This window comes from Streptomyces sp. NPDC006512 (assembly GCF_040611935.1).
Classification (GTDB): Bacteria; Actinomycetota; Actinomycetes; order Streptomycetales; family Streptomycetaceae; genus Streptomyces.
In genome coordinates this window covers 23056-34917 of the sequence record NZ_JBEXPG010000002.1, presented here as the reverse complement: position 1 = coordinate 34917, position 11862 = coordinate 23056, and the positions used below count along the sequence as shown (strand labels likewise).

Genomic DNA, 11862 nt, shown 5'->3' with positions numbered 1-11862 from the left:
CACGCATCACCACAGCTCAGGGCGGCGGATGTCAATGAACCGTTACGAAGAAGACATGGCCGTGACACGCCAGCTGGCCCCCCGGCTCGCCCATTTCGTCGTGGTGGCCCGGCACGAGCACGTCACCCGCGCCGCGCACGAGCTGGGCGTACCGCAGTCCACCCTGTCGCGGGCCATGGTCCGCCTCGAACAGGACCTGGGCGTCACGCTGTTCGCCCGCAAGGGCCGTACCGTCTCCCTCACCACGGCCGGCCGCACCTTCCTGGCCTCCGCCGAACAGGCCCTCGAAGGCATCGCCCGCGCCGCCGAGTCCGTGCAGCAGGACGCCGACCCGGCCTTCGGGAAGGTCGCGTTCGGGTTCCTGCACACCCTGGGCCCCGAGACCGTACCCGGCCTGATCCGCGCCTTCCGCGCCGACCACCCCCGCGTGCGGTTCTCCCTCGTACAGAACTACGGCGAGGCCATGCTGGAGAAGCTCAGGGCCGGCGAACTCGACCTGTGCCTCACCTCGCCACTGCCGGACGCCCCCGACCTGGTCGCCCGCCGGCTCGACGAGCAGCGGCTGCGCCTGGTGGTCCCGGACGACCACCGCCTCGCGGGGCGCAAGCGCATCCGGCTCGCCGAGGCCGCCGAGGAAACCTTCGTCACCCTCGAAGCGGGCTACGGCCTGCGCCGCATCACCGACGACCTGTGCGCGGAGGCCGGGTTCACGCCCAAGGTCGCCTTCGAGGGCGAGGAGGCGGAGACCCTGCGCGGCCTCGTCGCCGCCGGACTGGGCGTGGCCCTGCTGCCGCCCCCGGCGGTGCCCCGCCCGGGGGTGGTCGAGCTGACGGTCACCGCCCCGCGCGCGGTCCGCGAGATCGGCGTCGCCTGGCTCGACGGCCACCCGGACACCCCGCCCGTCGCCGAGTTCAAGCGCTTCCTGCTGTCCCGCCGCGGCCGCCTCATCCCGGAACTGGAACCGCCGGCCTGAGCGGGCGCCGACCGGCTAGGCCCCCGGCGCCGGCGCCCCAGCCGCCCCCGGCCCCGGCTGCGGCCCGGAGGCCGGCCCCGCCGACAGCAAGTACCCCGCCTGGAAGCGCGACTTGGCGCCGACCGCCCGCATGATCTCCGCGATGTGCCGCTGGCAGGTCCGCTCCGACATGCCCAGCCGGCGCGCGATCACCTTGTCCTCCAGCCCCTCCGACAGCAGCCGCACGATGGTCTGCCGCAGCTCCTCCGAGATCGACCGGGCCGCGTCCGGGCTCACCGTCACCGGGAACGGCTCCGCCCCCAGCCAGGACCGCTCGAAGGCCGCCGTCATGAAGTGCACGACGTTCGGCTCCCGGACCACCAGCGCCGCCCCGTTGCGGTCCGGCACCGCCATCAGCCCCGTGTGCTGGTCGAAGATCAGCATCCGCATCAGCCCGTCGCCGAGCGTCCTCACCTGCGCCCCCAGCGCCGTCACCCGCTCGACGTACGCCGCCGTCGGCCGCGAGTAGCGGGCGGTGTGCTGGTAGATGGTCCGCATCCGCACCCCGCGCGCCAGCAGCGACTCGTCCCGCCCGACCGCGTCCTCCAGTGTCTCCAGTGGCCGGCCCCCGCCCGGCTGCGAGGTCAGCAGCTCCCGCTCGCACCCCGCCGCCAGTTCGGTGATCAGTCCCCGTACCGCGCCCAGGTCGGTCACCAGCTCCAGGTGTCCCGAGCCGCTCAGCTCCCGGTGCGCGGCCCCCGCCTCGTACGCCGGGACCAGCGCCTCCAGCCGCCCGCGCAGCCGGTCCATCTCGTCGTGGGTCTCCCGTACGAGGAGCGCCAGCGGGGCCAGTACCCGGGCCGCCGCCGCCCGGGGCGCCACCGCGCTCCACCGCTCCGGCCCGTCGCCCGGGGCCCGCTGGAGCAGGTGCGCGGCGGCCAGTTCGGTGATTGCGGCGCCCGCCCGGGCGCCCAGGGCCGCCGTGGCCTCCGCCGCGGCGAAGGCGTGCCGCTCCACCGCGTACGCGTACAGGCGCCGCGCGGCGGGACTCAGCTCGCCCCCGTGGCCTCCGTGGAGGCCCTCGGCCCCGTCCACCCCGTGCACCCCATCGGCTCCGTCGGCATCGGCTGGCATATGCGTATTCGTCCCTGCATGTGACCGTTTATAAACCCCTCGTGTTCCCGCAAGGCGGCAACTCGACGCCTGACCGGGCCCCTCCGGCATATGCCGAACCGGCACAGTGGAGCCACGGCGTGACGGGGGGAGCGCGGTATGCGGCAAGGACCGACCGGCCGGCGGCACCAGCCCGTGGCAGTCCTGCTGAGCCCGCGCCCCGCCGAGGTTGCCGCCGCCCGCCGTGCGGGCGCGCGCACCGTGGTGGTCGCGCCGGATCCGTCGGTGCCATCCGACCGTGAGGGGGCGGAGCGGCGGGTACGGACGGACTGGCGCGACCACCCCCGCCTCGTCGAGGCCGTCGGCCGGCTGGCGGAGGTCCGTCACGGCCGGGCCGCCGTCTTCGGCTTCGGACCCGCCTCGGCGCTGGCCGCCGCCCGGGCCAACGAGGCCCTCGGCCTCCCCGGCACCCCGGCCGCCGCCGTCACCGCCCTCATGGACAAGGCCGCCCTGCGCGCCCGCTCCAACTCCCTGCACCCCGCCGGTCCCGTGTCCTTCGCCCGCTGCGGCCGGTCCTCCCTGATCCCCTTCCTCACCGGCCTCATCGGCTACCCCTGCGTCGTCAAACCCCGCGCGGGCGCCGACGGAGAGGGCGTGCGGTTCGTCGGTGACGCGGCCGGGGCGGAGGCCGCCGCCCCGTACTACCCCGAGGTCACCGACCTGCTGGTGGAGGAGTACCTGGAGGGCCCCGAACTCGCGGTGGCGGCCCTCTCCCGGCAGGGCCGCCACCGGATCCTCGGCTGGACCCGCCGCCTGCCCGGCCCCGGCCTCACCGCCGCCGGCCACGAGCTGCCCGTCGCCCTGGACCCGGCCGCCGCCGAGGCCGTACGGGCCCTCGTACGCGGCGTCCTGGACCTCGCCGGCCACCGCGACGGCCCCTCCCACACCGAGGTCGTCCTCACCCCGCGCGGCCCCCGCCTCGTCGAGGCCCACGCCCGGCCCGGCCCCGAGGAACTGACCCAGCTGCTGCGCCTCGCCCACGGCACCGACGTGCTCGCCCTCGCCCTGGCCGCCGGGCTCGGCCTCCCGGACCCGGTGCGCCGTACGCGCGCGGCCCACGCCGGGCTGCGGTACGTGGACTTCCCGCCCGGCCGGAGCCTGGCCGAGGCCGGCCCCCGCCTCGCGGCGGCCCGCGCCGTCCCCGGCGTGGTCCGGGCGCGGCTGGAGGTCCCGCAGGGCGTCGTCGTCAGGGCCGCCCCGACGGGTGCGCTCCACCACGCCCACCTCCTGGCCACCGCCCCGACCGCCGCGTTACTGAGGAGCGCGCTGGACCGGGCCGCCGATCTGCTCACTTCCGGCCCCCGGGCGCGCGCCCCGCTGCCCCGCCGCCCCGACCGCGGCCTCGCCTGACCCCTCCGGGCGGCCTTCAGCCCCGCAGGGAGCGTCCGAAGCCCGAGGCCAGCGGCATCCGCAGGCCCAGCGGCGGCGGAGCCGCCAGCGCGTCCGTGACCGGGCGCGAGTACCGCCCCGAGACCATCGAGCCCAGGACGAAGTCCACGCCGAGGGCGACCACTTCCGCCTGGTGGTCGCGCAGTCCGTGCCCGTCCGAATGCACCTCGAAGCGGCACGTGGAACGATTCGCCTTCTTCGCCCGGGCCGCCAGCAGGAACGAGGACTCCGGATCGCTGCGCGCGTCGTTGGTGCCGTGCACGATCAGCACCTGCCGCCCCGCGAGGTGTTTCACCGGTTCAGGGGAGCCGTCCCCGGCCGCCCCGCCCAGACAAGGGGCGAGCGCCACGACGGTGTTGACCGCCCCGTGACCGCCCGCGCGCAGGGCCGCGCGGCCGCCCGCCCCGTACCCGGCCAGGCACACGGGCACGTCCCCGTACCTCCGTAAGGCCTCGTCCGCCGCCCAGCCGGCGGCCTCCTCCTGCGGCCCGGACCCGTGCAGGACCGTGTGCGCGACCAGCCCGTCCGTCCCGCCCGCGCGGGCCAGCGCCCGCGCGAGCGGACGCAGGGGGCCGGGGAGGAGTCTGGACGCCCCGGGGAGCAGGAGCACCACACCACTGACCGTCGAAACCGAACCGTTCGCTCCGGCGGCCCGCCCCAAGCGGGCCCCGCGCGCCTGCGGCGCATGCTGTGCCATGGCGGAACAGTCTCAGACCGGGAGGTGTACGCCACCCGTCCGCACGGTCACTGTTACATATCGACGACCGTTGCCGAGGCTACGCTCTACGCGCGTAGGAGCTAGAGTGCCCAGATGACGAGCGAGACCCCCACCCTGCCCACGCCGGACCAGATCCGCCGCTCCCCGAAGGTGCTCCTGCACGACCACCTCGACGGTGGACTGCGCCCCGGGACCATCATCGAGCTGGCCCGTGAGGCCGGCTACGAGAACCTCCCCGAGACCGACGCAGACAAGCTCGGCGTCTGGTTCCGCGAAGCCGCCGACTCCGGCTCCCTGCCGCGCTACCTGGAGACGTTCGCGCACACCTGCGCCGTCATGCAGACCAAGGAGGCGCTCTTCCGGGTCGCCGCCGAGTGCGCCGAGGACCTGGCCGAGGACGGCGTCGTCTACGCCGAGATCCGCTACGCCCCCGAGCAGCACCTGGAAGCCGGCCTGACCCTCGAAGAGGTCGTCGAGGCGGTCAACGACGGCTTCCGCGAGGGTGAGCGTCGCGCCAAGGCCAACGGTCACCGGATCCGCGTCGGCGCCCTGCTGACCGCGATGCGCCACGCGGCCCGCGCGCTGGAGATCGCGGAACTGGCCAACCGCTACCGCGACAACGGCGTGGTCGGCTTCGACATCGCCGGCGCCGAGGCCGGGTTCCCTCCCACCCGCCACCTCGACGCCTTCGAGTACCTCAAGCGCGAGAACAACCACTTCACGATCCACGCGGGCGAGGCTTTCGGCCTGCCGTCGATCTGGCAGGCCCTCCAGTGGTGCGGCGCCGACCGGCTCGGCCACGGCGTGAAGATCATCGACGACATCCAGGTCGCCGAGGACGGCTCGGTCACGCTGGGCCGCCTGGCCTCGTACGTCCGGGACAAGCGCATCCCCCTGGAGATGTGCCCGACCTCGAACCTGCAGACGGCCGCGGCCGCCTCGTACGCCGAGCACCCGATCGGCCTGCTGCGGAAGCTGCACTTCAGGCTCACCGTGAACACCGACAACCGGCTGATGAGCGGCACCAGCATGAGCCGCGAGTTCGAGCACCTGGTCGACACCTTCGGCTATTCGCTCGACGACATGCAGTGGTTCACCGTCAATGCGATGAAGTCCGCGTTCATTCCTTTCGATGAACGACTGGCCATGATCAATGACGTGATCAAGCCGGGGTACGCGGAGCTGAAGTCCGAGTGGCTCTTCCGTCAGACCGCCTCGACCAGCGGTTCCGTCTCGGCCTAGGCCACGGCATGACGGACTGAAAGCGCCCGGGAGGAGCAATTCCCGGGCGCTTTCTCGTATTAGAGGATGTTTGCGGGCGGGGGTTTCAAGTGACTAGCTTGCGGAGCCGCTCAATTCCCCGTCGCAAGGACGATCTTTCATGAAGCAGTCTGCTGCCAAGTCCCTCGGTGTCGCTGTCATTGGTGCCGCCCTCGCCGCGGGTGCCGCCGGCACCGCATCCGCCGCCGCGCTCCCGGCCGCCAGCCTGACGGACGCCCTCGGTTCCGTCACCAGCGCCACCAGCTCGCTCACGAACCAGACCGAGCAGGGCCAGGAGGGCCAGTCGTCCGACCCCGCCGCCCCGGTCACGGGTCTCCTCGGCGGCCTCACCGCGGGCGGCGGCGGCCTGCCCGGCCTCGGCGGCTGACACCCCGCGACGCGTACGCGCGTGCGGTCGGCGCACGCCTCTTCGAGGAGGTGTGCGCCGCGCCGCGCCGTGTGCCACGATCGCCCGTAACTTCCGGTCGACGTACGGGGTATGAGGTTCCGTCATGCGCTTCAAGGCACGATCCACCGCGCCCGTGACGACGGTCGCGCTGCTTCCCGCGCTGCTCCTGGCAGCCGTCGGATGCAGCAGCGCGGGCTCCCCCGCGTCGGGCAGGGCCCCGGACCCCAAGGGCTCCGCCGCCGCCTCCCAGGGCGCGCCCGGCGCGCCCGGGTCCGGCTCCGCCACGCCCAGGGCCGCGGCCACCGGGCTGGAGCGGGCCGCCCTCGAACAGGGCGACCTCGCCGGCTACCAGATCTCCGCGCAGGGCAAGAACCCGAACGCCCCCGACGGCCAGCCGCAGGCCGACAAGAAGGCCTGCCAGCCCCTCGCCGACGTCATGGGCGACAAACCCGACCCCGCCGCGCGCGAGACCGTGAACCGGGGCATCGGCTCCCAGAAGCAGGTCGGCCTCGCCGTCTCCGCCTCCGTCAGCTCGTACGCGGAGGGCGACGCCAAGCGCCTCGTCTCCCGGCTCCGCGACGCCGTCGCCGCCTGCGGCACGGGCTTCTCCGCCACCGTGGAGAAGCAGACCGGAAGCTACCGGGACGTGAAGGCGGTCCCGTACAAGACCGCCGGTGACGAGAGCGTCAGCTGGACCACGATCGCCGCCGCCGGCGGGGTGTCGGCGCAGGTGCACCTGGTCGTCGCCCGGGAGGGCGACACCGTCGTACGGCTGATGGCGCTGAACGTGGCCGGCGCCGGTCAGACGGCGACCGTCCCGCAGGAAGTCGCCGACAAGCAGCTGGACAAGGTCTCCAAGGCCGGCTGACCGGCCCGGCGGCGCGGAACCGGCCCGCGCGGCGGAATTCACCAGGCCGCGCGGCGCGGAACTCCGGCGGAATTCACCAGGCCGCGGAGGCGGAACCGGTGCCCGTCCCGTACTTCTCGTTCGGCAGCAGCAGCCACAGCGCCAGGTAGATCAGGAACTGCGGGCCGGGCAGCAGGCACGAGACCACGAAGATGACGCGCATCGTCTTCGTCTTGATTCCGAAACGTCGCGCGAGGCCGGCGCAGACGCCGCCGATCATCCGTCCGTCACGGGGGCGGGTAATCGCGCTCATGGCTTTCTCCTTCGTAGGGGGACCGCGCCTCGGGAATTCCCCCTGCGCGATGCCTCAATACTCGCGCGGTACCGCCGACAGGACCTCGGTCCAGCGGCCGAGCCCGACCCTGGTAATTCTCGGGGTGGGCCCCTGAGAACGCCGGAGCCTGGCCCTCAGGGCCGGGACGACGGCCACGTGCGCGAGCACCATCCCGGCCGTGTTCAGCAGTACGGAATCCACGTCGACGACCTGTCCGGGGACGGCCGTCTGGAGCATCTCGATGCAGAGGGAGACCAGCATCCCGGCGGCCGCGGTACGGGCCAGGGAGGACCACGCCGACAGCGGCGTCGGCGCGAGCCGCCCCCCGGCCAGCGGCAGCAGCACCCCGAGCGGGGCCAGCAGCGCCAGCCCCTCCCCGATCCGCCGGGCGGCCTCCAGCGGCCCGTACGTCAGGTCCGCCCGGATCCCCTCCAGCGGCGTCAGATTGGCGGCCGCGGCCCAGGGCACGTCCAGGGGCCGCAGGGTCAGCCAGCCCACGACGACCAGATGCGCGGCCAGCAGGACCCCGCTCAGGAGCCGGGGCCGGAGCGGGAGCTGTGTGGCGGTGGCGGCGCTGCCGCTGCCCTCATGACGGTGCACACCTGCGAGGACGCACCCCCCGGCGGCGGCGGTTCCGCTCCGCGGGTGTGGTCAGCCCGTGACGAGCAGCACGATGAGCAGCACCACGCCGGCCACGGCCGGCGCGATGATCTCGAAGGACCACGTGACGCTGACGGAGCCCTGCGCGCCGGGCCGGGCCGCACCCCGCTCGGCGAGCTCGCGCAGTTCGTCCACGACCTTGTCGGCGGCGGCCCGCTCGGGCGCCGCGGGCGCGGCGGCGCCGTCCTTCTCCAGGCCCTTGCCGCTCAGCGCCCCGCGCCGGCTGAACTGCCGGCTGGCCTTCTTGCGCTCGCGCAGCGACACCGGAACCGACCAGAGCTGGTACTTCGACCCCTCCGCCAGCACCTCCGCCGAGTACCCGGCGCGCACCGCGTCCACGGCGGCCCAGGGCAGCTCGATGACGCGGAACGGATTGCGCACCCGCATCCGGTCGTCATTGGCGAAGACGGCCGGCCGGATGGTGAAGGCCACGGTCAGCGGCACGGCGAAGAGCGCGATGGCCAGCCCGATCCAGCGGCCCACCCCCTCGCCCCGCACGACGGCGTCCCCGCACAGCCACCCGATCATGCCGAGCATCAGCACCCCGGTGACGACGGCCATGGGGGAGCGGTAGACGCGGTCGTCGTAGACCGGCTCGTGGGGGGAGGGCGTAGTCATGCCGCCGATTGTGCCGTACGCACGCGCGAGCGGGGCAAGCGCTCCCGCACCGATGGCGGATGTCACGCCCATATGTGCGCCGTGGGGGGTGACAGGCAGCTACGCGCGTAGATATGCTCATCTGGTGACCATGCCCACCACCCTCACCGCATTCGCTGACGTGACGACGTCCGACAGCGCGCTGCGCCGCTTCCTGCACGGGCTGCCCGGCGTAGACGCAGTCGGCCTGGAGGCCCGCGCGGCCTCCCTCGGCACCCGCTCGATCAAGACGACGGCCAAGGCGTACGCCATCGACCTGGCCATCTCGATGATCGACCTGACGACGCTCGAGGGTGCGGACACCCCGGGCAAGGTCCGGGCGCTCGCCACGAAGGCCGTCCACCCCGACCCGACCGACCGTACGACGCCCATGACCGCCGCGGTCTGCGTCTACCCCGACATGGTGGCCACCGCCAAGGCGGCCCTGAACGGCGCCGACGTCAAGGTCGCCTCCGTCGCCACCGCCTTCCCGGCGGGCCGTGCCGCCCTGCCCGTGAAGATCGCCGACACCCGTGACGCCGTCGCCGCCGGCGCCGACGAGATCGACATGGTCATCGACCGTGGCGCCTTCCTCGCCGGCCGCTACCTCGACACGTACGAGCTGATCAAGGCCGTCAAGGAAGCCTGCGTCCGCGAGGACGGCACGGCGGCCCGGCTCAAGGTGATCTTCGAGACCGGCGAGCTGTCGACCTACGACAACATCCGCCGCGCCTCCTGGATCGGCATGCTCGCGGGCGCCGACTTCATCAAGACCTCCACCGGCAAGGTCGGCGTCAACGCCACCCCCGCCAACACGCTGCTCATGCTCGAAGCCGTCCGCGACTTCAAGGCGCAGACCGGAATCCAGATCGGCGTGAAGCCCGCCGGCGGCATCCGCACCACCAAGGACGCCCTCAAGTTCCTCGTCCTGGTCAACGAGACCGTCGGCGCGGACTGGCTCTCCAACCACTGGTTCCGTTTCGGCGCCTCCAGCCTGCTGAACGACCTGCTCATGCAGCGCCAGAAGCTGAGTACCGGACGTTACTCCGGACCCGACTACGTGACGGTGGACTGAGATCATGGACATGAAGATGCAGTCATCCGCATTCGAGTACGCGCCGGCCCCCGAGTCCCGCTCGGTCGTCGACATCGCCCCCTCCTACGGCCTCTTCATCGACGGCGAGTTCACCGACGCCGCGGACGGCAAGGTCTTCAAGACCGTCTCGCCGTCCTCCGAGGAGGTGCTGGCGGAGATCGCCCAGGCGGGCGCCGCCGACGTCGACCGTGCCGTCAAGGCCGCCCGCAAGGCCTTCGAGAAGTGGTCCGCGCTGCCCGGCTCCGAGCGCGCCAAGTACCTCTTCCGCATCGCCCGGATCATCCAGGAGCGCAGCCGCGAGCTGGCCGTCCTGGAGACCCTGGACAACGGCAAGCCGATCAAGGAGACCCGCGACGCGGACCTCCCCCTGGTCGCCGCGCACTTCTTCTACTACGCCGGCTGGGCCGACAAGCTCGACCACGCGGGCTACGGCGCCAACCCCCGCCCGCTGGGCGTGGCGGGCCAGGTCATCCCCTGGAACTTCCCCCTCCTCATGCTGGCGTGGAAGATCGCCCCGGCGCTCGCCACCGGCAACACGGTCGTGCTCAAGCCGGCGGAGACGACCCCCCTCTCGGCGCTGTTCTTCGCGGACATCTGCCGCCAGGCCGGCCTGCCCAAGGGCGTCGTCAACATCCTGACCGGCTACGGCGACGCGGGCGCCGCCCTCGTCGAGCACCCGGACGTCAACAAGGTCGCCTTCACCGGCTCGACCGCCGTGGGCAAGAAGATCGCCCGCCACGTCGCCGGCACCGACAAGAAGGTCACCCTGGAGCTGGGCGGCAAGGGCGCCAACATCGTCTTCGACGACGCCCCCATCGACCAGGCCGTCGAGGGCATCGTCAACGGCATCTTCTTCAACCAGGGCCAGGTCTGCTGCGCGGGCTCCCGCCTGCTGGTCCAGGAGTCGATCCACGACGAGCTCCTCGACTCCCTCAAGCGCCGCCTCTCCACGCTGCGCCTGGGCGACCCGCTCGACAAGAACACCGACATCGGCGCGATCAACTCCGCCGAGCAGCTCGCCCGGATCACGGCGCTCGCCGAGACCGGCGAGGCCGAGGGCGCCGAGCGCTGGTCCCCGGCGTGCGAGCTGCCGTCCGCCGGCTACTGGTTCGCCCCGACGCTCTTCACGAACGTCACCCAGGCGCACACCGTCGCCCGCGACGAGATCTTCGGCCCGGTCCTGTCCGTGCTGACGTTCCGCACCCCGGACGAGGCCGTCGCCAAGGCCAACAACAGCCAGTACGGCCTCTCCGCCGGCATCTGGACGGAGAAGGGTTCGCGCATCCTGGCGGTCGCGAACAAGCTCCGCGCCGGTGTCGTGTGGGCCAACACGTTCAACAAGTTCGACCCGACCTCGCCCTTCGGCGGATACAAGGAATCGGGCTTCGGCCGCGAAGGCGGTCGCCACGGCCTGGAGGGGTACCTCGATGTCTGAGTCCGCGACGCGTCTGAACGTCTTCAAGACCTACAAGCTGTACGTCGGGGGGAAGTTCCCCCGCTCCGAGAGCGGCCGGGTGTACGAAGTGACGGACTCCAAGGGCAAGTGGCTGGCCAACGCCCCGCTCTCCTCCCGCAAGGACGCCCGTGACGCGGTCGTCGCGGCCCGGAAGGCCTTCAGCGGCTGGTCGGGCGCGACCGCCTACAACCGCGGCCAGATCCTCTACCGCATCGCCGAGATGCTGGAGGGCCGCCGGGAGCAGTTCGTCCGCGAGGTCGGCGAGGCCGAGGGCCTGTCCAAGTCGAAGGCGGCCGTCGTCGTCGACGCGGCCATCGACCGCTGGGTCTGGTACGCCGGCTGGACCGACAAGATCGGCCAGATCGTCGGCGGCGCCAACCCCGTCGCGGGCCCGTTCTTCAACCTCTCCACCCCCGAGCCGACCGGTGTGGTCACGGTCGTGGCCCCGCAGGACTCGTCCTTCCTGGGCCTCGTCTCGGTGATCGCCCCGGTCATCGCGACCGGCAACACCGCCGTCGTGATCACCTCGGAGAAGGCCCCGCTCCCCGCCCTGTCCCTGGGCGAGGTGCTGGCCACCTCCGACCTGCCCGGCGGCGTGGTCAACATCCTGTCCGGCAAGGCCTCCGAGATGGGCCCGCACCTGGCGTCCCACCAGGACGTCAACGCGATCGACCTGGCGGGCGCCGACGCGGCCCTCGCCAAGGAACTGGAGATCGCGGCGGCCGACAACCTCAAGCGCGTCCTGCGTCCACAGCCTGTGGACGACTGGAGCGCCGACCCGGGCACGGCGCGCATGACCGCCTTCCTGGAGACCAAGACGGTCTGGCACCCGACGGGTTCGCTCGGCGCGGGCGGCTCCTCGTACTAGACGTACGGGCGGCACCCGCTCATGAACCGGCCCCGGCAGCGACCCCCGCGCTGTCGGGGCCTTC

At 72.9% G+C, this 11862-nt stretch carries 13 protein-coding genes; 8 read left to right on the top strand and 5 right to left on the bottom strand.

Annotation, left to right across the window (positions count from 1 at the left end; translation table 11 throughout):
• Nucleotides 1-34: 34 nt before the first annotated feature.
• Nucleotides 35-973: a LysR family transcriptional regulator gene (locus tag ABZZ17_RS01460; protein ID WP_356870773.1), complete on the top strand. Its 939-nt coding sequence runs from the start codon at nt 35-37 to the stop codon at nt 971-973.
• A 15-nt stretch (nt 974-988) separates the two neighbouring features.
• Here the strand turns inward: ABZZ17_RS01460 and ABZZ17_RS01455 are convergent, their stop codons facing one another.
• Nucleotides 989-2086, bottom strand: a complete 1098-nt coding sequence (locus tag ABZZ17_RS01455; protein ID WP_356870771.1) for a helix-turn-helix transcriptional regulator — start codon at nt 2084-2086, stop codon at nt 989-991.
• 138 nt (nt 2087-2224) lie between these two features.
• On the opposite strand from ABZZ17_RS01455, the gene ABZZ17_RS01450 reads away from it, so the two are divergent.
• Complete coding sequence (locus tag ABZZ17_RS01450) at nt 2225-3475, top strand: ATP-grasp domain-containing protein (RefSeq protein WP_356870769.1); 1251 nt, start codon at nt 2225-2227, stop codon at nt 3473-3475.
• Between the two features lie 16 nt (nt 3476-3491).
• On the opposite strand, the gene ABZZ17_RS01445 is transcribed toward ABZZ17_RS01450, so the two are convergent.
• Nucleotides 3492-4211, bottom strand: a complete 720-nt coding sequence (locus ABZZ17_RS01445) for an alpha/beta hydrolase (protein ID WP_356870767.1) — start codon at nt 4209-4211, stop codon at nt 3492-3494.
• 114 nt (nt 4212-4325) lie between these two features.
• On the opposite strand from ABZZ17_RS01445, the gene ABZZ17_RS01440 reads away from it, so the two are divergent.
• The 3 genes from ABZZ17_RS01440 to ABZZ17_RS01430 all read left to right on the top strand — a co-directional run bounded on the left by ABZZ17_RS01440 (nt 4326) and on the right by ABZZ17_RS01430 (nt 6769).
• Entirely contained in the window at nt 4326-5474 is a 1149-nt protein-coding gene (locus ABZZ17_RS01440; RefSeq protein ID WP_356870765.1) for an adenosine deaminase, read from the top strand.
• 139 nt (nt 5475-5613) lie between these two features.
• The gene (locus tag ABZZ17_RS01435; RefSeq protein ID WP_356870763.1) at nt 5614-5880 is read left to right on the top strand and encodes a hypothetical protein; all 267 of its coding nucleotides are present in this window, start codon (nt 5614-5616) and stop codon (nt 5878-5880) included.
• A 124-nt stretch (nt 5881-6004) separates the two neighbouring features.
• A complete protein-coding gene (locus ABZZ17_RS01430; protein WP_356870761.1) occupies nt 6005-6769 on the top strand; it encodes a hypothetical protein in 765 nt (254 codons plus the stop codon).
• A gap of 73 nt (nt 6770-6842) precedes the next feature.
• Here the strand turns inward: ABZZ17_RS01430 and ABZZ17_RS01425 are convergent, their stop codons facing one another.
• The 3 genes from ABZZ17_RS01425 to ABZZ17_RS01415 form a co-directional block, all read right to left on the bottom strand.
• A complete protein-coding gene (locus ABZZ17_RS01425; protein WP_356870759.1) occupies nt 6843-7061 on the bottom strand; it encodes a PspC domain-containing protein in 219 nt (72 codons plus the stop codon).
• Nucleotides 7062-7115: 54 nt separating this feature from the next.
• Nucleotides 7116-7616 (bottom strand): VanZ family protein, encoded by a 501-nt coding sequence (locus tag ABZZ17_RS01420; protein ID WP_356871128.1) that lies wholly within the window; start codon nt 7614-7616, stop codon nt 7116-7118.
• 117 nt (nt 7617-7733) lie between these two features.
• Nucleotides 7734-8360 (bottom strand): PH domain-containing protein, encoded by a 627-nt coding sequence (locus ABZZ17_RS01415; RefSeq protein ID WP_356870757.1) that lies wholly within the window; start codon nt 8358-8360, stop codon nt 7734-7736.
• Between the two features lie 130 nt (nt 8361-8490).
• Between ABZZ17_RS01415 and deoC the strand changes: the two genes are divergently transcribed.
• From deoC to ABZZ17_RS01400, 3 genes are read left to right on the top strand one after another with little or no spacing between them, the layout of a single operon-like run.
• A complete protein-coding gene (deoC, locus tag ABZZ17_RS01410; RefSeq protein ID WP_356871126.1) occupies nt 8491-9453 on the top strand; it encodes a deoxyribose-phosphate aldolase in 963 nt (320 codons plus the stop codon).
• A 10-nt stretch (nt 9454-9463) separates the two neighbouring features.
• Nucleotides 9464-10909, top strand: coding sequence for an aldehyde dehydrogenase family protein (locus tag ABZZ17_RS01405; protein WP_356870755.1), 1446 nt, complete (start codon nt 9464-9466; stop codon nt 10907-10909).
• Entirely contained in the window at nt 10902-11798 is an 897-nt protein-coding gene (locus ABZZ17_RS01400) for an aldehyde dehydrogenase family protein (RefSeq protein ID WP_356870753.1), read from the top strand. The genes ABZZ17_RS01405 and ABZZ17_RS01400 overlap by 8 nt, the downstream gene beginning before the upstream one ends.
• Nucleotides 11799-11862 lie beyond the last annotated feature (64 nt).